Below are 21263 nucleotides of genomic sequence, written 5' to 3' on the forward strand. Positions count from 1 at the left end.
AAAGTTTTACAATAGTAAAAACGTTGTGGATTCATATTCAGAATCTACCCCAAGAAACCACGCTAGGAGGAAATTGTTATGGAGAAAAAAGACATCGACTGGGGCAACCTGGGCTTTGGCTATGTAAAAACAGACTACCGTTATGTATCTAATTATAAAGACGGCAAATGGGATGAGGGAGGCCTTACCACAGATGATACCGTTACCATCAGTGAGTGTGCAGGCGTTCTTCAGTATGCACAGACTGTTTTTGAAGGTATGAAAGCATACACTACAGAAGACGGACGTATCGTTACTTTCCGTCCTGACCTGAACGGTGAGCGTATGGAGCATTCCGCAGCAAGACTGGAAATGCCGGTATTCCCGAAAGACCGTTTTGTTGACGCGGTTGTTCAGACAATTAAAGCAAATGCAGCATATGTTCCGCCATATGGTTCCGGTGCTACTTTATATGTACGTCCGTACATGTTCGGAAGCGACGCTGTTATCGGTGTAAAACCAGCTAACGAGTATCAGTTCCGTGTATTTACCACACCTGTTGGACCATACTTCAAGGGCGGCGCTAAGCCGATCACAATCCGTGTCAGCGACTTCGACCGTGCTGCACCGAACGGTACCGGTCATATCAAAGCTGGTCTGAACTACGCAATGAGCCTTCATGCAATCGTTGATGCTCATAAGAACGGCTTCGATGAGAACATGTATCTTGATTCCAAGACACGTACCAAAGTTGAGGAGACAGGCGGCGCAAACTTCCTGTTCGTAACAAAAGACGGCAAGGTTGTTACTCCGAAGTCCGACAGCATCCTTCCATCTATCACACGTCGTTCCCTGATCTATGTTGCTAAGGAGTACCTTGGACTTGAGGCAGAGGAAAGAGAAGTATACTTCGACGAAGTAAAAGATTTCGCAGAGTGCGGTCTTTGCGGTACTGCTGCTGTTATCTCTCCTGTTGGAAAGATCTTTGACCACGGCAAAGAGATCTGCTTCCCAAGCGGCATGAACGAAATGGGACCAATCACCAAGAAACTTTATGAGACCCTTACCGGAATCCAGATGGGCCGTATCCAGGCTCCTGAAGGATGGCTGAAAGTTATCGAGTAATTTTTCTAAGATTCACATTTTTCGTATCTTTTTGATATGAATATTACACAGCGCACAATAGAGCTCCGGCATAACGAAAATGCCGGAGCCTTTTATATGTGCAAAAAATCTACTGCTTGGTAGATATAACCAAAAGTTCCTCTCCTACAGCAGGATGCTTTCAACAGCACTACTTTTCCCCGCTTCTTAAGCAATTCTCCCTATTTTTTATGTACTAGAGCGTGTTTGAAAAAGGCTCTAGGTTACAAGTAAGAACTCTGCCTGGAGTTTTTTATAATAGCCTATTATACAAAAAATCAGCTCTGCCGCAGTAGCAGAACTGATTTTAATTCTAACACATTCAATTCAAATTATTTATTTCTCTCATATCTCACAAACTTATATTCCAGATCAAAATAAGTCTGCTCTTCGCTCTCAGCAGCTACATGCCATTCTGGGTCTTCATCCAGATTGGGGAAATAGCTGTCTGCGATGTAGGCGAAATCAATCTTGGTAACCTGTGCCACATCACAATACGGAAGAAGCTGTTTGTAAATGGTGTCACCGCCAATGCAGTATACCTCTTCTGCCGGATACTTTTTCAGTTCTTCCATCAGTTCTTCGATAGAATGAACGATAATGGCATCTTTCACTTTATAATTCTGGTTTTTGGTAAGAACGATATTGGTACGGTTTTTCAGCGGAAGTCCTCCTGGAAAGCTCTCCAGAGTTTTTCTTCCCATCACGCACACCTTGCCGGTGGTCTCCTGGCGGAACATTTTCATATCTGCCGGGATACTTACCAGAAGCTTATTGTCTTTTCCAATTCCCCAGTTTTTATCTGCTGCTACGATAATTTTCATTTTTTATAATCTCCTTTTTATTTAAATTGCAATCGGAATATTCTTAATCTGCGGCCATGTCTGGTAATTCTCCACGATCAGGTCATCTGTGGTAAAATCGTAGAAATTCTTCACATCCGGGTTCAGTTTCACAGTCGGTGCCGGATAAGGGGTTCTGGAAATCAGCTCCTTGATAACCGGAACATGTCTGTCATAAATATGGCAGTCTGCGATCACATGCACCAGCTCACCTGCTTCCATGTCACAGCACTGTGCGATCATCATCAACAGCAGGGAATACTGGCATACGTTCCAGTTATTTGCCGCCAGGATATCCTGGGAACGCTGGTTCAAAATGGCATTTAAGGTCAGCTTGTCCTTTCCCGGCTCTTTTGTTACATTGAAGGTCATAGAGTAAGCACATGGGTAAAGATTCATCTCATGAAGATCTTCATGTACATAAATATTGGTCATAATACGGCGGCTGTATGGATTATTCTTCAGATCATAAAGAACACGGTCAACCTGATCCATCATGCCTTCTTTGTACTGGTGCTTCACGCCCAGCTGATAGCCATATGCTTTTCCAATGGAACCTTCCTCGTCTGCCCAGCTGTCCCAGATATGGCTGTGAAGGTCATGAATGTTGTTTGATTTCTTCTGCCAGATCCAGAGAATCTCATCCATGGCGCTTTTTAATGCAGTCTTGCGAAGGGTCAGCGCTGGAAATTCTTTTCTCAGATCATAGCGGTTCACAACACCAAAACGTTTGATCGTATAAGCAGAAGTGCCATCCTCCCACACCGGACGGACTTTCTCCCCTTCTGTACTGGTTCCGTTCTCAATTACGTCTTTACACATATCTATAAAAATATGATCAGCTAAACTCATACCTGTCCTTTTCCTCCTGGTCTCCATTGTGCGTTCTTTATAGCAGCACGATACCCGTCTGCCAGAGCCTCTCCCCATCAGGTATCCCGCTGCTTTTCATACTTCAACAATTTTAGCATAGATTCCTGTAAATAACAAGTTCTTTGCCTTCCTGTCTCCCTCCTGGTTGCTCTGGTTTTGTTGTTTTTTCAAGGCCTTGTCAAATCACCTTTTTCTTTACAATCTCATTTTCCCATGTTATAGTAAACCCCATGAAGAAAATTTTAATCCATTTACTGAAACCTCTTTCTTTTCTTCCTGCAATTGTGATGATGTATGTGATCTATTCATTTTCAGCCCAGACAGGGGAGGTGTCCGGGGCCTTAAGCTATGAGGTCAGCTACCAGATTGTAGAAACCAAGAATGAAGTTCTAAACGAAAACAAATCTTATGATGAGCTTGCTTATTCTGCAAGTTCCATTGAATTTTATGTACGAAAGGCAGCTCACATGACAGAGTATTGTCTGCTGGCCATTGCCATTTCTTTTCCGCTCTATGTCTATGGCGTAAGAGGAATCTGGCTGATCCTGCTGGCAGGGGTGATCTGCGTGGGCTTCGCCGGATTTGACGAATACCACCAGTCTTTCGTGGCAGACCGCGGTCCTTCTGTGAGAGACGTGGGGATTGACAGCATCGGTGTTACCGTAGGAATCCTGCTGGTACAGGCATTCTGCTGGTCCACCCTACATAACCCAAGTGGGAAACGTCGGCGCAGAAAACGGCGCTAAACAAGGAGCCAAAACATGCTCCGCGAGTTTTACCCGTTATCGCGGCAGTTGCCAAGGTCTCATGCAAGCATGGACTTTGGCTCGTCGCTCGCGTAAATTTAAAACAGACTTCCGGATCGTTTTCATCCGGAAGTCTGTTTTTATATACTCATATGAATTTTATTCTTCTTCGTCCTCGTTTGCATCCCCCAGCTGGTTCACCAGGTTGGCACGCTCTGCAATAGACATCTTTTTTCCCTGGGACGGACTGCTCTGTGCAGCGGCTGTTTTCTGAGCTTCCCCAGCTTCTGGCTCTGTTCCAGAAAGCTGTGATTCTCCACCAGCCTCCTGCTCCTTCTTGGCCTTGCTCAGCTTCATGCTGTTTCTAAGTCCACTTACCACAAACACCACGCCCAGCACAATAAACACAATTCCAGCCACCATAAATCCAGGGCTGCTGCCTTTTGCTCCTTTTATCACATTCTGACAAAGCGAAACGCCAAGATAAGCCACGTAAACGCCTGCCAGGATCATGATCAGATAAGTTCGCATAGGAACTCCGCTTTTTGGATTCTCCCCGCCAGCTTTTTCCTCAGAAGCAGCTGCACTTGTATTCTCGTTTCTGTCCCCCTCAGGGCTCTTGTTCTCGGAATCTCCCATCCTTCATCCTCCGTTCTTTTTCCGCAGTTTCTTCTCTCAGGAAACCGCAAACTGGCTCTCATACAGGTTCGCATAGAAGCCCTTCTTCGCCAACAGTTCCTCATGCTTGCCCTGCTCGATAATATTTCCATCCTTCATGACCAGGATCAGATCTGCCTCCTGAATAGTAGAAAGACGATGTGCAACAATAAAACTGGTTCTTCCCTCCATCAGCTCTGCAAAAGCCTTCTGGACCTTCACCTCAGTACGGGTATCAATAGAGGAAGTGGCCTCGTCCAGGATCAGCATAGCCGGGTGCATCAGCATAACCCTTGCAATACAAAGGAGCTGCTTCTGTCCCTGGGAAATGTTTCCGCCGCCTTCTGAGATCACGGTATCATAGCCATTTGGCATACGCTTGATAAAGCTGTGGGCATGTGCATGCTTAGCAGCCTCCATAACCTCTTCCAAAGTGGCATCCGGCTTTCCATAAGCAATGTTCTCACGGATGGTTCCCGCCTTCAGCCAGGTCTCCTGAAGCACCATACCAAAGTTTCGTCTCAGGCTGTCACGAGTCAGCTCTCTTACCGGATAACCGCTCACCCTGATCTGTCCCTTATCCACATCATAGAATCTCATAAGCAGGTTGATCATAGTGGTCTTACCACATCCGGTAGGTCCAACAATGGCAATTCGCTGTCCAGGTTTTACATCAATGGAAATGTCCGTAAGCAGCGGAACCTCTTTTCTGTAAGAGAAAGAAACATTCTCCACACTTACACGGCCGTCCGCTTTCTCCAGTTCCACAGCACCTGGGGCATCTGGCTCCTGTACTGGTGTGTCGATAAAGTCAAACAGACGTTTCGCACAGGCCAGCGCATTCTCCAGCTCTGTGATAACGCCGGAAATCTCATTAAATGGCTTGGTATACTGGTTAGCATAGTTCAGAAAACTGGTCAGCTGTCCAACTGTCATGCCGCCCTTAATTACCGTAAATGCACCAAAAATTCCAACTGCAGTGTAAACAAGACCATTTACAAAACGTGTGGACGGGTTTGTAATAGAGGAAAAGAAAATAGCCTTGATTCCGCAGACCTGAAGCTCTTCATTTACTTTTCCAAAACGTTCATTTGCCCTCTCCTCATAGGAAAAAGCCTGCACGATCTTCTGATTTCCAACAAGCTCCTCCACGATAGAGGTCATCTCAGCCCTCTTCTCAGACTGCTCCTGGAACATACGGAAGGTTCTGCTTGCAATAAAGCTTGCCACAAACAGGGAGATCGGGGTAAGCAAAATAACGATCACCGCGATCTTCACACTGATGGAAAGCATAAACCCAATGGTTCCAAAGATGGTCAGCACACCAGTAAACAACTGGGTAAAGCCCATAAGAAGACCATCTGAAAACTGGCTCACATCGGAAACAATACGGCTTAAAATATCTCCTGGCTGGTTGGCATCAATATAAGATACCGGTACCTCCTGAAGATGGGCAAAAGCCTGGCTTCGTACATCCTGTACCACACTGTAGGTAACCTGGTTGGTAAGAAGGTTCATCACCCACTGGGAAACTGCATTTCCCACAACGATCACAGCCAGAGTGCCAAGCACTTTCAAAAGTCCGGCTACATTTACATTTCCAGGTCCTACGATATTGTCCACACCGTTACCAATAAGAATTGGTGTATACAAAGTAAATGCAACGGTGACAAGCGCTGTAAGAAGCATAATGATAATTTTTGCTTTGTAAGGGCTGATAAATTTCAGCACTCTTTTCATGGTGTCTTTATTCTTTCCCATCAGCGGTTCACCTCCTGTTCGGAAAGCTGTGACAGACAGATTTCTCTGTAAACCTCACAGGATTCCATAAGTTCTTTGTGTGTTCCCACACCAACCAGCTCCCCATCGTCCAGGACCAGGATCTTGTCCGCCTGTTTGATGGAGGTCGCCCTCTGGGAAACGATAAACACGGTCATTCCCTTGGTCTGCTCATGAATAGCATGACGAAGAGCCGCATCTGTGGCAAAGTCAAGGGCAGAAGCACTGTCATCCATGATCAGGATCTCGGGATCTCCCACCAGTGCCCTTGCGATAGTAAGACGCTGGCGCTGTCCACCGGAAAGGTTGGAACCACCCTGGCTTACCATGGTATTTAAGCCTTCCGGCTTGCTGTTTACAAAATCACTTGCCTGTGCAATGGAAAGGGCACGCTGGATTTCTTCATCTGTAGCGTCCTCCTTGCCCCACTTCATATTGTCGCGGATGGTTCCCTTAAACAGAACCGCCTGCTGGGGTACCATACCAACCTTTTTACGAAGCTGTGAAAATGGATATTCTTTTGCATTATTTCCATCAATTACCACATTACCGGAAGTCACATCATAGAAACGTGGGATCAGGTTCACCAGAGTAGATTTACCACATCCGGTACCGCCGATGATACCGATGGTCTCACCTGGCTTTGCAGTAAAGGAAATATGGGAAAGTGCCGGCTCCTTGCTGCCTGCATAGGTAAAGCTCACATCCTCAAAGGCAACTCTTGCAGCATTCTTTCGCTCTGCCTGAACACTGCTGCCCTCGTCCGTGAGAGATGGCTGTGTATCCAGAACCTCGTTCAGACGCACACCGGAGGCCATGGCCTTTGTCACAGCCACGATCAGGTTTGCAAGGGCGATCAGCGCGATCAGGATCTGGTTCATATAGTTTACAAGGGCAACCACTTCACCCTGTGTCAGAATGCCCACAGACACTTCCTTGCTTCCATACCAGAGGATTCCGATAATGGCAAAATTCATGATAACCGTAGTGGCCGGATTCAGAAGTGCGGAAATTTTTCCCGCTCTTACCTGCACCTTGGTGTAATCGTCATTGACTTCTGAAAATTCTTTATATTCTTCCTGCTGTCTTCCAAAGGCTCTTACCACTCTGGCACCCACATGGTTCTCTCTGGTGATCAGGGAGATCTTGTCCAGGGAGGACTGGGCCTTTTTGTAAATTGGCACTGTTGTACGCATAATTCCGTAAATTACAATCGAAATCACCGGAACTGCGATCAGGAAGATCAGACCAATCATCACATCAATGGTAAAGGACATGATCACCGCACCTACAACAATAAACGGGGAACGAAGGAACAGACGCAGTACCATGTTCACTCCGGTCTGGGCCTGGTTCACATCATTGGTGATCCTGGTCACAAGGGTAGGGGTTCCAAGCATATCCAGCTCTCTGTAGGAAAGCTTGCTGATATGGGAAAACAGCTCCTTACGAAGGGCTGTACTGAATCCCATGGCGGCCTTCGCAGAGAAATACTGTGCGGTCAGGGAACATGCAAGACCGATCACCCCAAGCAGTACCATGATCACGCACTGGTGCCAGATATAGGCATTGTCCTGATTTTTAATGCCGATATCCATGATTCTTGCTACAACCAGAGGCACGATCAGCTCAAAGGTTGCCTCCAGCATTTTAAACAAAGGCGCCAGAAAGCTTTCTTTCTCATAGCCCTTCAAAAATTTAATCAATCTTTTCATTTTTCTTCTTATGCTCCTGAATTCGTCCGTATAATCGGGTCATGGCGTAAATTCTCTGAATGATCTCATCCGTAAACTGACCTCTTGTAAGACGCCATTTCCAGTTGTTTCCCAGAGTGGAAGGCATATTCATTCTTGCCTCGTTTCCAAGGCAGAGATAGTCCTGCAAAGGCACGACGCAGACCTCCGCTACAGATGACTGTGCAGCCCGGACCAGGCCCCAAACACACTCGTCTGTGTCTTTTCCCTCACAGGCTGTATACTGGTTCACATACTCCATGTTTGACTGGGTAAGGTTTCCAAGCCAGCCCTTTGTGGTCTCATTGTCATGGGTTCCCGTGTATACAATGCAGTTCTTGTCATAGCGGAAAGGAAGGTATACGCTCTCACCGCTTTCATCAAAGGCAAACTGAAGTACCTTCATGCCCGGATATCCAGACTTGGCCAAAAGCTCCCGTACAGAATCAGTAAGGAATCCAAGATCCTCTGCGATCACATCCAGATCCTTGATATTCTCCTCCAGAACCTTGAACAGCTCTATTCCAGGGCCTTTCTCCCACTCTCCGTTCTCGGCAGTCTCGTCCCCATAAGGAACTGCCCAGTACTCGTCAAAGCCGCGGAAATGGTCGATCCGGACCTTATCATACAGCTTCATGCAGTGGGTCATGCGAAGGATCCACCAGTTATAGCCGGTTTTCTTATGATATTCCCAATTATACAGCGGATTTCCCCACAGCTGTCCAGTTGCAGAAAAAGCATCTGGCGGGCATCCTGCCACTGCTACCGGAGTGGCCTCCTCGTCAAACTGGAACAGATCCGGGTTCGCCCATGCATCTGCACCGTCAAAAGCCACATAGATGGGAAGATCACCGATGATCTTAATGTCCCTGTCATTTGCATATTTCTTCAGCTGGCTCCACTGGCGGTAGAACCAGAACTGCTGGAACGCATAGAAGCTGATATCCTCCTTCAGTTCCTTTCTCGCCTCCTCAAGTGCCTCAGGCTTACGGGTCTTTAAGTCCTCCGGCCACTCGTTCCAGGCGATTCCCTCCAGGCTGTCCTTCACGGCCATATACAGGCAATAGTCAGCAAGCCAGAAGCCCTGTTCCTTCTCAAAGGCTTCCATCTCCTCACGGATCAGCTGAAGCTCTTTATTCTTTCCATCCATCTGGTAAAAACGTCTGTAAGCCTTGCGAAGAAGGGAAAACCTGGAAAGATAAACCTTCTCATAGTCTACATAGCTCTTGCTTCCGCCCCAGTCACAGTCTGCACATTCATCCGCTGTGAGAAGGTCTCTCTGGATAAATTCTTCCAGGTCAATAAAATAGGGATTTCCTGCAAAGGTGGAAAAAGACTGGTAAGGGGAATCCCCGTATCCGGTCGGTCCAAGTGGCAGAATCTGCCAGTATTTCTGTCCCGCCTGTGCGAGCTGATCTACAAAAGCGTAAGCTTCTTTAGAAAAGCATCCGATTCCATAGTTGGAAGGGATGCTGGATATCGGCAATAAAATACCGCTGGCTCTCATCATGTGTTCCTCCTGTCTGTTACTGTCCATCTCTCAACACACCTTATAATGCCCCCAAATCATGTTTCACGCAATTTCCTGCTGAGCTTCTATGAACAGTAATATATTTTGGTATTATAACCATTATCTGTTTATTATACCGCTATCATACATAATCGGTCAACAAGAGAAAATACGCTTGGCGAAAAACGCTTGGCGAAAAAAACAGGCACCCGGAAAATTTCCGAATGCCTGCCATTCCCCCTGGCATCACAGAACTGTGATACCAGAAGGCTCATATTCTTTTTACTCAGATTATTTCTTGGTTGTGTAACCGAAGAAGAAGTATCCAAGTGGTGTGTAGTACATACCGTCAATGTCTGGATTGAGCATGTATGGCTGTGTATAGAAGTAGATCGGAGCAAGTACGCTGTCCTGTCCAATGAGGATATCCTCAGCTTCGTGGAATGCTTTCATACGCTCTTCTGGATCAGAGGTAGCTTTTGCTGCATCGATAGCTGCATCATAATCTGGGTTGGAGTACTGAGCATCGTTGTTACCGCCGTCTGTGTACCACATATCCAGGAATGAGCAAGGATCGTTGTAGTCTGCGATCCAGCCGTTACGGGCGATCTGGAAGTTACCATCTTTTCTGTTCTGAAGGAATACGTTCCAATCCTGGTTGTTCAGGTTAACTGTTACGCCAAGCTCTGTCTGCCACATATTCTGAAGAGCCTCACCGATCTTCTTGTGGTTATCAGCTGTGTTGTACAGATACTCTACAGTTGGGAAGCCTTCGCCGTTCGGATAACCAGCGTCTGCAAGAAGCTGACGAGCCTCTTCGCAGTTAGCCTCATAATCCTCATCGGAAATGCTGTAGTAAGAACCGCCTACTGTACGGAAGTCATCACTGCCAGCGCCAGCTGCATCATTTACACCGTTCGGTACATATCCGTCAGCCGGAACCTCACCAGCCTGGGAAACGTTCTCTACGATATAGTTACGGTCGATTACAAGTGAGAATGCTTTACGGATGTTAGGGTCAGAGAAAACTTCGTCCTCTGTGTTGAAGCATACATAGTAGGTTCCAAGGTAGTCACCGATCTCAAGCTCGCCGGAAGCAAGGTAGGTCGGGATCTCGTCTACAGGAAGGTTCTCGATGAAATCAAGCTCGCCGTTGTTGTAACCTTTAAGCATTGCGTTGTTGTCATCAAGAAGTGTAAACTTGATGGTATCCGGTCCAAGGTTCTCATAGTCATAGTAGTTCTCATTCTTCTCCATGGAGATGTAAGCGTTGTGAGACCACTCTGTCATTTTGTATGGTCCATTGCCAATGTAGGTGCTTGGATCAAATGTCCAGTTGTCACTGCTCTCTACCATATCCTGGCGAACTGGGAAGGTTGCCGGGAATGCCATGATCTCTTCGAAATATGGGCAGTCATAAGTAAGGTCGATCTGAAGAGTCTGATCGTCAACTGCTGTGATTCCAAGAGTGCTTGGATCAGCGCTTCCGTCAGCAACTGCATCATATCCTTTTACCATGTCGATCATGTAGCAGTAGTCTGCTGCTGTCTCAGGATTTGCAAGACGCTGCCATGCATAAACGAAGTCACCAGCTGTTACAGCCTGTCCATCAGACCATTTGATGCCATCACGAAGTTTAATGGTGTAAGTAACTGTACTATCTTCGTTCTCTGCTTTTTCCCAGGACTCAGCCTGTCCAGGAGCTGTGACAGCATTTCCTTCGCCATCATTTACCCATTTTACAAGACCTTCGAACATGTGGTTGCACATGATAGCTCCGTCAACTGCAGAGTTCAGTGCAGGGTCGATTGTCTGTGGTTCAGATGCGATACAAAGGTTCAGGTTGAATCCCTCGTCAGATGCTGTATCCTCAGCGAATACAGGAGTGGCTGCCATGCTTACTACCATAGCTGCAGTCAGTGCCATAGACATAAATTTTCTTCTCATTACTTTTCCTCCTTTATGCTTTTTGCGCCGCATGAGAGATGAGAACCGACGCTTGTATTAATCAGTTCTTCCGTAAGAAAGAACGAAATACCAGATGTCAGATTTCCAGGCAGAAACAAGGTTCTTACCTGAAAAGGCGACGAATCCCTTTTATTTGTCAAGCAAATGACAAGCTGCCCAGTGGCCCGGCTCATGCTCTCTAAATACAGGAGCTACCTGGCTGCACTTTTCAGTGGCATATGGGCATCTGGTGTGGAAACGGCATCCGCTTGGCGGATTCATAGGACTTGGCACGTCTCCTTCCAGGATAATACGCTTTCTTGTCCGGCTCAGCTTTGGATCCGGAACCGGAACTGCGGAAAGCAGGGTCTGTGTATATGGATGGATCGGATGTCTGTTCAGCTCGTAGCTCTCTCCAAGCTCCACAAGGGAACCAAGATACATAACACCGATTCTGTTTGAAATATGGCGGACAACGGAAAGGTCATGGGCAATGAACAGATAAGTCAGTCCCATCTGCTCCTGCATGTCCTCCAGCATGTTTACCACCTGTGACTGGATGGAAACATCCAGCGCGGAAATGGGCTCGTCACAGACAATGAACTCCGGTTTTACTGCCAGGGCGCGGGCAATACCAACACGCTGCTGCTGACCGCCGGAAAACTCATGTGGATAACGGTTTGCATGCTCTGTATTTAATCCAACCTGTGCCAGCAGTTCTTTGATCATGTCTGCACGATCCTTCTTGTTGGCTGCAAGCTTGTGGATATCAATGGCCTCACCAATGATCTCGCCAACTGTCATACGAGGATCCAGGGAAGCGGACGGGTCCTGGAAAATGATCTGCATTTTTCTTCTGTAAGGAAGCATTTTGGCAGCTTTGGCTTTTCCAAGAGGTTTGCCGTCTTTATCCAGAGGATTGTCGTAAATGGTCTCACCATCATAGATGATCTTACCGCCGGTTGGCTCGTAAAGACGAAGGATGGTTCTTCCAAGTGTGGTCTTTCCACAACCGGACTCTCCAACAAGGCCAAGTGTCTCACCCTTTTTGATATAGAGGGAAACATCCTGTACAGCCTGTACCCCCGGTCCCTTTACGCCATTGATTGGAAAATATTTTCGTAAATTCTCAATTTCGAGAAGTTTCTTTTCTTCTGCCATTTATTTCTCCTCCTTGTTCATAAGCTCCTGAACACGAAGCCAGCAGGCGGAACGATGTTTCTCGCCCACTTCCACGTAAGGAGGCATTTTCTTCAGACAGATCTTCATGCAATGCTCACAACGGGGAGCAAATGGACATCCTTCCGGTGGATTCAGCATATCAACCGGAGTTCCCTCAATGGGGATCAGTCTCTCATAGCTCTCAGCGTCAACACGAGGCATGGAACGAAGAAGACCTTTTGTATATGGATGTGCAGGCTCATAGAAAATGTCATCTACAGGACCCTGCTCCACGATCTTACCTGCATACATAACCGATACCTTGTCACAGATATCTGCCACAACTCCAAGGTTGTGTGTGATGAAAATGATTCCCATTCCGGTCTTTTTCTGAAGGTCCTTCATCAGGTCAAGGATCTGGGCCTGAATGGTAACGTCAAGGGCTGTAGTGGGCTCATCTGCGATCAGAAGCTGTGGATGGCAGATCAGTCCCATGGCGATCATAACACGCTGTCTCATACCGCCGGAAAACTCGTGTGGATACTGCTTCATACGCTTCTCCACATTGTTGATCCCAACCATCTCCATCATTTCCATGGCACGCTTCTGGGCCTCTTCCTTGCTGATCTTCCTGTCATGGGCACGAAGAGCCTCCACCAGCTGATTTCCGATGGTGTAAACCGGATTCAGACAGGTCATAGGGTTCTGGAAGATCATAGCTACTTTGTTTCCACGGAATGCAGTCATCTCTTCCTTGGAAAAAGAAAGGACATCTTTTCCCTCGAAGGTAATGGAACCTCCGATTACTTTACCTGGGGACTGAAGAAGCCCCATAATAGAATATGCTTCCTGGCTCTTTCCAGAACCGGATTCTCCAACAACTCCCATAACTTCGCCATAATCAAGGTCATAGGAGATACCGCCAACGGCTTTTACCTCGCCGGCCGGGGTAAAGAAGGAGACTTTCAGGTCTTTTACTTCCAGTAATTTATTTTTCTGTTCAGACATTGTTCTCCTCCTCTCTTATTTCTTCAGCTTCGGATCAAGAGCATCGCGAAGACCATCGCCAAACAGGTTGAATGCAAGGATCATAATACTCAGGATCACGGAAGGTACGATCAGTCTGTAAGTATACGTGTACATACCGCTAAGTGCGTCTGTTGCCATGGATCCAAGACTTGGAAGAGGTGCGGAAACACCAACGCCAAGGTAGGATAAGAAGGACTCCAGGAAAATAGCAGATGGGATCTGCAGGCAGGTAGTAACAACGATCTGTCCGATACAGTTCGGAAGCAGATGACGACGGATGATCCTGCCGCCAGATGCACCAAGTGCTCTTGCTGCGGTTACATATTCCTGCTGTTTCAGCTGAAGTACCTGGCCACGGATAATACGGCTCATAGTAACCCAGTATAACAGACCAAATGCGATAAACATGGAAATCAGGTTCGGTCCAAGTACATTGACAAAGGACTTCAGCGGACTGGTTCCGGATGAGTTTACATAGTCAGTAAGGATCGGCTTCAATGCGGTTGCGATCAGAAGAACAACCAGCATCTCCGGAACTGCATAGATCAGCTCTACAATACGCTGCATCACAGCGTCCACCTTACCGCCGCAGTAACCGGAAATCGCACCATAAAGGGCACCGATCACAAGTACCAGGATAGCTGCGAACACACCAACGGACATGGATACGCGTGCACCATACATAACACGGACCAGAATGTCACGGCCATACATGTCAGTACCAAATACATGTGGGAAAACTTTTTCTCCATTTGCCTTGCGCTCAAGCTCTGCCTGGGAATATCCGAAAATGTGCTTCTTGATTCCAAGCTCCTTGCGGATGGAATCCTCGTCCACATTCTGTTCCTCAGAAGACTCTTCGGAAGGTTTTGCAGCAACCTTTGCTTTTGCCCGGATAACGGCTTCATCCTTCTTGGTGAATTTCTCCCCATTTTTCTCAGCTTCTTCTTTCGCCTGGGCGATCATTTCGTCTACATCCACTACATCAGACTGGGTTCTGGCAGCGATCTCATCATTGACACGCTGTGTATCCTCCAGGGTGTAGTGATACGGGTAAAGGTTCTCAGCACCTTTGTTAAACTCATCATAGCCATATGGGATCAGAAGTGGTCCCACAAAGGCAAATAAGAACAGGAATACGATCACACCAAGTGCAACCATAGCCACTGCATTTTTCTTTAATCTTCTCCAGGCATCCTTCCAATAGGAAACGCTCTGGCGGTCCTGAATGAAATCATCCTTCTCCTGTCTGGATGCAGATGTGAAATCATCCGGACTTAAATCCTGAAGGAGATTCTCGATATCCGGCTGAAGACTAACCGGACATTTCTTGATCTTCTTATCTTCTGCCACGATCATTCTCCTCCTTTCGTAAGGCTGATTCTCGGGTCAGCAACCTTATACAGGAGGTCTACAACCAGGTTCATCAGAATAATAAATGCTGCCAGGAAAATAGTAGTTCCCATAATAACCGGATAATCACGGTTCTGGATGGACTGTACGAAGTAACGTCCAAGTCCCGGAATAGAGAATACGCTCTCTACAACGAAACCACCGCAAAGGGTAAAGGCTACCTGCGGTCCTAAATATGTAATAACTGGGATCAACGCATTTCTAAGGGCATGCTTGAAAATGATCTTTTTATTTTTCAGACCTTTGGCGCGGGCTGTCTTAATGTACTCCTGGCTTAAGGAATCCAGCATGGCAGAACGTGTCTGACGTGCGGTGTAGCACATTGGATAAAAGCCCAGGGCAAAGCATGGCAGCACATAGGCACGCCATCCCTGTGACGGGTCGAAAATAGATGGAAACAGATTCAGTGCGTTGTTTCCGGTCAGGGTTACCAGAAGGACAGATGCCACAACGAAGCTTGGCATGGAGATTCCAAGTGTACAGATCACACGAAGAATGCTGTCTGTCAGCTTGCCTCGCTTAAATGCGGCAAGACATCCAAGAGGTACGCCCACCAGGATCGCCCACGCAAGTGCAAGTGCACCTACCTTGGCAGATACCGGGAACATATCCACGATAATGTCAAGAACTGCACGGTTCTTCTGCATCTTAAGTGATACACCGAAGTCACCGTGAAGAATATTTTTCAGATACATAAACAGCTGTACATAGACCGGCTTGTCCAGTCCATATTTGGCATTCAGCGCTGCAAGTGTGGTCTCGGAAGGTGTTTTCTCACTGAGCCATGGGCTTCCCGGTACAGCATTCATCAGCAGGAAGGTAAGACAGGCTACCAGAAAGATAGTCAGAATCGCCATTCCAAGTCTTTTTGCAAAGTACTTTCCCATTTTTCCTCCTTATTTTGTCTGGCCGAAAACGTTTATTTCTGTTTCCTTTATGGAATGCCGCCAGAAGCAGCAGGCACGTATCCGGATGATTTCTGACCAGAGTTCATTTTTATAATACGTGAGAAAAATTATAGCATTTTGCAGTACTTTATTCAAGTAACATTTTAAACTTTAGAACAGTGACAGTGCATTTTTTAAACTTGCACCATTTTTAAGTGATATTGCACTATGTTTTTTGTGTATTTTGTACAAAGACATTTGCACGCCCGCTGGCGTAAAAAAAAAGGACACCGCCTTGGCATCCTTCTCTCTCAATTCTTACCAGTTCTCCTTTTGCTTCATCCGGCTCTGTGTCCTTGCCGCAGCTCATAAGACAAGCCACGCACAGAAGAACCAGCAGCAAAATCCATCCTCTTTTTCTCATACGGAATCTCCATTTCGCACCACATCCAGATTTCAAGTCACTAATTTTCCACCTGCAGCTCTTCAATATACATTGTCATCCCGCCTTTTCATAATAACAGGTTAAAAACATGCGCCGCAGGTGATAATGATGATGTCAGTATGTGCGAAACAGAGCGTTTTATGCATGACTGCAGACTTTTCAGGACATACAGATCACAGAAATTTTTCCAGGAGCGGCAGACTTTAGAAGCCTTTCTTCTTTATATAGAAGGCAATGTCATGATAAACCTTCTTCCGGTCTGTCTCATTGAGAATTTCGTGGCGCATTCCCGGATACAGCTTGCCTTTTACGTCCACATAACCGGCGTGGCGCATATCCTGCACTGCTTTCGCGAAATGGCGTACATTGATCATACAGGGATCGTCGGATCCGCTGACAAAAAGTACCGGCATTTTCGGCTTTGTGCAGTGCCAGTGCTTCACATCATAGGCGCGCTTCATCAGTTCAAACAGTGCCAGATAGCCGTCATCTGTGAAGGTAAATCCGCACAGTTCCGAATCCGAATACTCCTGGGCTGCTGCCTTGTTGGCACAGATCCAGGAAGTACAGTTTTTGTCCTTGCGGAAGCGCATCACATTTCTGGCAAAGGAAAGTGTCTCAATAACTTTACTCTTGTGGGTTGGTCCAAACACCGCACTTTCCATATGGGCGATTGCCTCTCCAAGAGGTCTTGCCGTATTCTTGCTTGGGGAACCACAGATGATCAGCATATCCATACAGTCATCATGCTCTCTTGCAAAAGCACGTACAGCCAGAGATCCCATGCTGTGCCCGAATAGGATCAGCGGCAGGTCTGGAAGCTGCTGGTGCATTTCCCGGTTCACCACTTCAATATCCTTGAGGATCGCATCTGCTCCGCCGCCATACATATAGCCCAGGTCATCCATAGCCCGCACGCTTTTCCCATGGCCGCGGTGATCGTGGATCACACATACATAGCCTCTTTTTGCCATGTATTCCATAAAGGGAAGATAACGTTCCTTGTATTCGCTCATTCCATGCACCAGTTGCAGGATTCCCCGGTACGGTGTCTCGTCCGGAACCACTGCCAGAACGGAAATATCAAGGCCGTCCGCCTCTGATTCTATATAAGCTTCGTATTTTGCACTCATAGTTTTTCCGCCTTTCTGCTTTTTTCTTATTGTAACATATCCTGTCATTGCCCGTAAATAGACAATGTTCATAAGCTGACAAATCGCTTTGGCTTTCCCAGTGCTTTCCAGACGCAAATGCTTTGACACGCTCCCGGGAGTATACTATAATGAAAATGATGTCACCAAATTTTATATTCTAAACATAAAGATTACAGACACCTGGTGAAGTTAACCTTATAATATCATAGACATCACAATACTTAATTAAGGAGGAACTATGGAAGAAAAACAATTGAATACACCAGAGGAACAGCCCGTTCCCAAGAAGAAAAAGAAAGGCAAAGCCGGACGCATTTTACTCCTGCTTGTTCTCCTTCTCGCTATAGCCGCTGGCGCAGGCTACTATTTCTATGAGCGCAGCCAGCCAGCCAAGGAATTGGACAACTATCTTGCAGCCATTCAGAACCTTGATTTTACTTCAATGGAAGGCATGCTCCAGAGCGGCGATCTGTCTGCCCTTGACAACGCAGATGTGAGAAATGCCACTTATGAAAGCTTCTTCAAATCCATCAATGCCAAGATGACCTGGAAGATCACCAAAACCAGTTTCAATTTCCAGGCCGGCACAGCTGAGGTTACGGCCCGGATCCGCTATGTGGACGGCTCTGACATTTACCGGGAAACCGTCACAGAATTCCTTCGGCAGATCGTTTCCAGCGCATTTTCCGGAGAAAGCCTGACCGAGCAGGAGACACAGGACAAGCTTGCTTCTATTTTAAATGAAAAAGCAGCCAGCCTGGAGGACAAATTCAGCGAGACAGATATTATCTATCCTATGATCAAGGTAAACGGCCAGTGGAAGATCACTGCTCTTGACGAGGAAACCGTAAAGATTATGTCAGCCAACTTCAAAAGCGTGGAAGAAGAGATCAGCCAGACATTGGCCACTTCCGATTCTTCTGCCGACACTGCCGCTGGAACAACCGATTCCACGGCCCAGGCTCCAGCAGCCTCCGACGGCACCATTGATCTTACTAACGAGCGTTTTTCCATTCATTATACACGAAACGTTGTTTCCACAGATTTTGGCGGTGAGCCTTGTCTTCTGGTTTATTACGACTACACCAACAATGGAGAAAGCGCCTCAAGTGCTATGGTAGACGTAAATCTCACAGCTTACCAGAACAGAGCATCTCTGGAAGCAGCCATTCCCGCCAGCAGTGATGATGCCATTGACGCCTTTATGAAAGAAATCCAGCCAGGCGAGACCGTGAACGTGTGTCAGGCATTTTCCCTTAAGGATATGAGCCCTGTTACTTTACAGGCAGTTGATGCATTCGGACTGGATACCGGAATTACCGCTGCACAGACATTGAATTTACAGTAAACAGGCTGTTTGTTCTGGGATTTTACCCTGGCATGAATTTTTACCTGTTTCTAAAAAAACGAGAAAGTTCTGTTTTAGAGCTTTCTCGTTTTTTTGCATAATTTTATTAGAAAAAGGGACACTATACTTACGAAAGGATGGTGACTTATGGGAAATAAATTTTTGAATTGTTTCTGTCTGACACTTACAATCATTGGTGCAGTTAACTGGGGATTGATCGGATTCTTTAATTTTAATCTGGTTGCTCTGATTTTCGGAAGCATGAGCTGGATCTCCAGGATCATCTATGCACTGGTTGGACTTAGTGGCCTGTATCTGCTCAGTTTCTATGGTACGATCTGTTCCGCCGAAGACAATGGGTAAAAGAAGCTGCTTTTCTGCAACATAACAGATCACGACAGGACAACTTGCTCATACTCTCTTTTTTTAAGCCTGGTAAACGCAGTTTTCAAAAACTGTTTTTACCAGGCTTTTTCATTTACGTGAGCAACAACCAAAGTCCGTGCTTGCACGAGATCTTGGCGACTGCCGCGATAGCGAGCAAAACTCGCAGAGCGGGTTTTGTCTCGTTTACGCGAGTAACGAGCCTAAGTCCATGCCTGCGTAAACCTTTGGCTCGCTGCACAAAAAAAGAACCAGGAAACAACTTCCTGATTCTTAAGAGCGATAGACGGGGCTCGAACCCGCGGTCTCGACCTTGGCAAGGTCGCGCGTTACCAACTACGCCACTATCGCACAAGCAGGTGATGGGAATCGAACCCACGTAATCAGCTTGGGAAGCTGAGGGTCTACCATTAACCTACGCCTGCACATTATTCAAATGTGCCTGTCTGATATTCTGTTAAAAAGAGCGATAGACGGGGCTCGAACCCGCGGTCTCGACCTTGGCAAGGTCGCGCGTTACCAACTACGCCACTATCGCACAAGCGGGTGATGGGAATCGAACCCACGTATCCAGCTTGGAAGGCTGGTGTTCTACCATTGAACTACACCCGCACTTTATTCAAATGTGCTGACCTGACTTCTGTCAGAAGAGCGATAGACGGGGCTCGAACCCGCGGTCTCGACCTTGGCAAGGTCGCGCGTTACCAACTACGCCACTATCGCATAAGCGGGTGATGGGAATCGAACCCACGTATCCAGCTTGGAAGGCTGGTGTTCTACCATTGAACTACACCCGCACATTTGTGCTTATCCGTCACAACGAAGCTTAGTATATCTGATATGGACAGATTTGTCAACAACTTTTTAAGAAATTTTTTAAAATTTTTTCTATTGTTTCTAAGATTGATGCAATATCTCCCTTTTTCTCCAGGTAGAAAAGCGCTTCTGCTGCAAATAAAAACAAGAACGAAGGAGCCGCGCTTGTTTTTACACAGTTCTCTCTGCCTATTTACGCGGCAGGCAGGCCAAAGTCCGTTCTTGCCAGGACCTTGGCTGCATCCGCGATAAAGGGTAAAATTTATAAAACGTATTTCATCCTGTTTTCTTAGTTATCCCAATCCCACACATTGGAAGCTTCCACATGGGTGCGCGGTTTCTTGATCACAAGCTCCGGACTCTTGGCACTTACCTTGGAATTTGCTGGAATAGACTCTGTGATAAACGTATTGCCTCCAATGATCGTATTCTCTCCGATCACTGTCTCACCGCCAAGTACAGAAGAATTGGAATAAATGGTCACATTATCCTCAATAGTAGGATGACGCTTCACACCGGAAAGCTGCTGCCCCTTTCTGGTAGAGAGCGCACCAAGGGTAACGCCCTGATACAGCTTCACATTATTTCCAATGATGGTAGTCTCACCGATTACCACGCCGGTTCCATGATCAATAAAGAAGTATTCCCCGATGGTCGCACCGGGGTTAATGTCAATTCCTGTATGGTCATGGGCGTACTCTGTCATGATCCTTGGAATAAAAGGAACCTGCTCCAGATAAAGAATATGAGCCAGACGGTACACATAGATTGCCAGAAATCCCGGATAGGAGAAAATAATCTCTTCCCTGCTCTTAGCCGCCGGGTCGCCGTCAAAACCAGCCTGCACATCCTTCAGCAGCATTTCCTGCACATCCGGAAGCTTCTCGAAAAACCTGGAAGTCACCTGTGCAGCCTTTCCGCAGGCGCTGGTCGCATCTTCCCCCACATACAGAAATGCAGTCTCAATCTGCTCCTGCATACGGTCAAACAGATCATTCAGCAAATATCCGGTATAATGCTCTGGAAAAACTGCTGCCCCGGAATCAATGTCAAAATATCCTGGAAAAATAACTGATCTCATCTCTTTTACAATATCAATAATGGCAGCTCTGACCGGCAGGTGTCTTCCGCTCTTTGTCAGAAACAGCTCTTCCTTGCGGTAATTCGCAGTAAGACGTGTTACTGCATTCTCAATGGATGTCTTCTTGTCACTCATAACTGGTCTCCTTATTTCGCCTTTCCTTTCATATTATTACACTATTCTTTTTCCGTCAATATAAAAAAGAATCCTGCTTGCAGGATTCTCCAGACTGTAGACAAACTTGGTGTTGGGTGTTATGCCCAGCACCATTTTTCTTTTAAAACTTCTTTTCTTTTTATTTTTTTCAAAATCAACAAAAATCTGGCTGTGTTCCAG

The 21263-nt window shown here is 46.6% G+C and carries 18 protein-coding genes and 6 tRNA genes; 4 read left to right on the top strand and 20 right to left on the bottom strand.

Annotated elements, in window-relative coordinates; genetic code table 11:
* The first annotated feature begins 78 nt into the window (after nt 1-78).
* Entirely contained in the window at nt 79-1104 is a 1026-nt protein-coding gene (locus tag ACTQ50_RS16005) for a branched-chain amino acid aminotransferase (RefSeq protein WP_441485016.1), read from the top strand.
* Between the two features lie 350 nt (nt 1105-1454).
* On the opposite strand, the gene ACTQ50_RS16010 is transcribed toward ACTQ50_RS16005, so the two are convergent.
* Entirely contained in the window at nt 1455-1946 is a 492-nt protein-coding gene (locus ACTQ50_RS16010) for a dihydrofolate reductase (protein WP_441485017.1), read from the bottom strand.
* A gap of 21 nt (nt 1947-1967) precedes the next feature.
* Nucleotides 1968-2816 (bottom strand): thymidylate synthase, encoded by an 849-nt coding sequence (thyA, locus tag ACTQ50_RS16015; protein ID WP_441485018.1) that lies wholly within the window; start codon nt 2814-2816, stop codon nt 1968-1970.
* Nucleotides 2817-3067: 251 nt separating this feature from the next.
* Here thyA and ACTQ50_RS16020 point away from each other — a divergent pair, with 251 nt between their 5' ends.
* Nucleotides 3068-3583 (top strand): VanZ family protein, encoded by a 516-nt coding sequence (locus ACTQ50_RS16020; protein ID WP_441485019.1) that lies wholly within the window; start codon nt 3068-3070, stop codon nt 3581-3583.
* A gap of 159 nt (nt 3584-3742) precedes the next feature.
* On the opposite strand, the gene ACTQ50_RS16025 is transcribed toward ACTQ50_RS16020, so the two are convergent.
* From ACTQ50_RS16025 to ACTQ50_RS16075, 11 genes are all read right to left on the bottom strand, one after another.
* Entirely contained in the window at nt 3743-4222 is a 480-nt protein-coding gene (locus tag ACTQ50_RS16025; RefSeq protein ID WP_441485020.1) for a hypothetical protein, read from the bottom strand.
* Nucleotides 4223-4258: 36 nt separating this feature from the next.
* A complete protein-coding gene (locus ACTQ50_RS16030; protein ID WP_441485021.1) occupies nt 4259-6001 on the bottom strand; it encodes an ABC transporter ATP-binding protein in 1743 nt (580 codons plus the stop codon).
* On the bottom strand, nt 6001-7734 hold the full coding sequence (locus ACTQ50_RS16035; protein WP_441485022.1) for an ABC transporter ATP-binding protein: 1734 nt from the start codon (nt 7732-7734) through the stop codon (nt 6001-6003). The genes ACTQ50_RS16030 and ACTQ50_RS16035 overlap by 1 nt, the downstream gene beginning before the upstream one ends.
* Complete coding sequence (malQ, locus tag ACTQ50_RS16040; protein ID WP_441485032.1) at nt 7718-9259, bottom strand: 4-alpha-glucanotransferase; 1542 nt, start codon at nt 9257-9259, stop codon at nt 7718-7720. Before malQ ends, ACTQ50_RS16035 begins: the two co-directional genes overlap by 17 nt.
* A 294-nt stretch (nt 9260-9553) precedes the next feature.
* Nucleotides 9554-11209, bottom strand: a complete 1656-nt coding sequence (locus ACTQ50_RS16045) for a peptide ABC transporter substrate-binding protein (RefSeq protein ID WP_441485023.1) — start codon at nt 11207-11209, stop codon at nt 9554-9556.
* Between the two features lie 150 nt (nt 11210-11359).
* Nucleotides 11360-12370, bottom strand: a complete 1011-nt coding sequence (locus ACTQ50_RS16050) for an ABC transporter ATP-binding protein (protein ID WP_441485024.1) — start codon at nt 12368-12370, stop codon at nt 11360-11362.
* The gene (locus ACTQ50_RS16055; RefSeq protein WP_441485025.1) at nt 12371-13378 is read right to left on the bottom strand and encodes an ABC transporter ATP-binding protein; all 1008 of its coding nucleotides are present in this window, start codon (nt 13376-13378) and stop codon (nt 12371-12373) included. It abuts the gene before it with no gap.
* 15 nt (nt 13379-13393) lie between these two features.
* The gene (locus ACTQ50_RS16060; protein WP_441485026.1) at nt 13394-14752 is read right to left on the bottom strand and encodes an ABC transporter permease; all 1359 of its coding nucleotides are present in this window, start codon (nt 14750-14752) and stop codon (nt 13394-13396) included.
* Between the two features lie 2 nt (nt 14753-14754).
* The gene (locus ACTQ50_RS16065; RefSeq protein ID WP_295307290.1) at nt 14755-15699 is read right to left on the bottom strand and encodes an ABC transporter permease; all 945 of its coding nucleotides are present in this window, start codon (nt 15697-15699) and stop codon (nt 14755-14757) included.
* Nucleotides 15700-15925: 226 nt separating this feature from the next.
* Nucleotides 15926-16123, bottom strand: coding sequence for a hypothetical protein (locus tag ACTQ50_RS16070; protein WP_441485027.1), 198 nt, complete (start codon nt 16121-16123; stop codon nt 15926-15928).
* Nucleotides 16124-16347: 224 nt separating this feature from the next.
* Complete coding sequence (locus ACTQ50_RS16075) at nt 16348-17277, bottom strand: alpha/beta fold hydrolase (RefSeq protein ID WP_441485028.1); 930 nt, start codon at nt 17275-17277, stop codon at nt 16348-16350.
* 259 nt (nt 17278-17536) lie between these two features.
* On the opposite strand from ACTQ50_RS16075, the gene ACTQ50_RS16080 reads away from it, so the two are divergent.
* Together ACTQ50_RS16080 and ACTQ50_RS16085 are read left to right on the top strand one after the other, a co-directional pair.
* Complete coding sequence (locus ACTQ50_RS16080) at nt 17537-18646, top strand: DUF5067 domain-containing protein (RefSeq protein WP_441485029.1); 1110 nt, start codon at nt 17537-17539, stop codon at nt 18644-18646.
* 147 nt (nt 18647-18793) lie between these two features.
* Nucleotides 18794-19009 carry a DUF378 domain-containing protein gene (locus ACTQ50_RS16085; RefSeq protein ID WP_441485030.1) on the top strand — a complete coding sequence of 72 codons (216 nt, stop codon included), beginning with the start codon at nt 18794-18796 and terminating at the stop codon, nt 19007-19009.
* Nucleotides 19010-19308: 299 nt separating this feature from the next.
* On the opposite strand, the gene ACTQ50_RS16090 is transcribed toward ACTQ50_RS16085, so the two are convergent.
* From ACTQ50_RS16090 to epsC, 7 genes are all read right to left on the bottom strand, one after another.
* Nucleotides 19309-19381, bottom strand: a tRNA-Gly gene (locus ACTQ50_RS16090).
* A 3-nt stretch (nt 19382-19384) separates the two neighbouring features.
* Nucleotides 19385-19455: transfer RNA gene (locus ACTQ50_RS16095), tRNA-Gly, on the bottom strand.
* A gap of 40 nt (nt 19456-19495) precedes the next feature.
* A tRNA-Gly gene (locus ACTQ50_RS16100) sits at nt 19496-19568 on the bottom strand.
* Nucleotides 19569-19571: 3 nt separating this feature from the next.
* Nucleotides 19572-19642 (bottom strand) — tRNA-Gly (locus ACTQ50_RS16105).
* A 38-nt stretch (nt 19643-19680) separates the two neighbouring features.
* Nucleotides 19681-19753, bottom strand: a tRNA-Gly gene (locus ACTQ50_RS16110).
* Nucleotides 19754-19756: 3 nt separating this feature from the next.
* Nucleotides 19757-19827 (bottom strand) — tRNA-Gly (locus tag ACTQ50_RS16115).
* Between the two features lie 308 nt (nt 19828-20135).
* On the bottom strand, nt 20136-21062 hold the full coding sequence (gene epsC, locus ACTQ50_RS16120) for a serine O-acetyltransferase EpsC (RefSeq protein WP_441485031.1): 927 nt from the start codon (nt 21060-21062) through the stop codon (nt 20136-20138).
* Nucleotides 21063-21263 lie beyond the last annotated feature (201 nt).

Origin of the sequence: Blautia sp. Sow4_E7, from assembly GCF_052116245.1 — a bacterium.
Lineage (GTDB): Bacteria > Bacillota > Clostridia > Lachnospirales > Lachnospiraceae > Blautia_A.

What these genes read in the sequence shown, in the direction of transcription:
- ACTQ50_RS16050 (WP_441485024.1), bottom strand. Translation starts at nt 12,370, where the DNA reads ATGGCAGAAGAAAAGAAACTTCTCGAAATTGAGAATTTACGAAAATAT.
- malQ (WP_441485032.1), bottom strand. Translation starts at nt 9,259, where the DNA reads ATGAGAGCCAGCGGTATTTTATTGCCGATATCCAGCATCCCTTCCAAC.
- ACTQ50_RS16010 (WP_441485017.1), bottom strand. Translation starts at nt 1,946, where the DNA reads ATGAAAATTATCGTAGCAGCAGATAAAAACTGGGGAATTGGAAAAGAC.
- ACTQ50_RS16075 (WP_441485028.1), bottom strand. Translation starts at nt 17,277, where the DNA reads ATGAGTGCAAAATACGAAGCTTATATAGAATCAGAGGCGGACGGCCTT.
- ACTQ50_RS16070 (WP_441485027.1), bottom strand. Translation starts at nt 16,123, where the DNA reads ATGAGAAAAAGAGGATGGATTTTGCTGCTGGTTCTTCTGTGCGTGGCT.
- ACTQ50_RS16065 (WP_295307290.1), bottom strand. Translation starts at nt 15,699, where the DNA reads ATGGGAAAGTACTTTGCAAAAAGACTTGGAATGGCGATTCTGACTATC.
- thyA (WP_441485018.1), bottom strand. Translation starts at nt 2,816, where the DNA reads ATGAGTTTAGCTGATCATATTTTTATAGATATGTGTAAAGACGTAATT.
- ACTQ50_RS16035 (WP_441485022.1), bottom strand. Translation starts at nt 7,734, where the DNA reads ATGAAAAGATTGATTAAATTTTTGAAGGGCTATGAGAAAGAAAGCTTT.
- ACTQ50_RS16055 (WP_441485025.1), bottom strand. Translation starts at nt 13,378, where the DNA reads ATGTCTGAACAGAAAAATAAATTACTGGAAGTAAAAGACCTGAAAGTC.
- ACTQ50_RS16045 (WP_441485023.1), bottom strand. Translation starts at nt 11,209, where the DNA reads ATGAGAAGAAAATTTATGTCTATGGCACTGACTGCAGCTATGGTAGTA.
- ACTQ50_RS16085 (WP_441485030.1), top strand. Translation starts at nt 18,794, where the DNA reads ATGGGAAATAAATTTTTGAATTGTTTCTGTCTGACACTTACAATCATT.
- ACTQ50_RS16030 (WP_441485021.1), bottom strand. Translation starts at nt 6,001, where the DNA reads ATGGGAAAGAATAAAGACACCATGAAAAGAGTGCTGAAATTTATCAGC.
- ACTQ50_RS16020 (WP_441485019.1), top strand. Translation starts at nt 3,068, where the DNA reads ATGAAGAAAATTTTAATCCATTTACTGAAACCTCTTTCTTTTCTTCCT.
- ACTQ50_RS16080 (WP_441485029.1), top strand. Translation starts at nt 17,537, where the DNA reads ATGGAAGAAAAACAATTGAATACACCAGAGGAACAGCCCGTTCCCAAG.
- epsC (WP_441485031.1), bottom strand. Translation starts at nt 21,062, where the DNA reads ATGAGTGACAAGAAGACATCCATTGAGAATGCAGTAACACGTCTTACT.
- ACTQ50_RS16005 (WP_441485016.1), top strand. Translation starts at nt 79, where the DNA reads ATGGAGAAAAAAGACATCGACTGGGGCAACCTGGGCTTTGGCTATGTA.
- ACTQ50_RS16025 (WP_441485020.1), bottom strand. Translation starts at nt 4,222, where the DNA reads ATGGGAGATTCCGAGAACAAGAGCCCTGAGGGGGACAGAAACGAGAAT.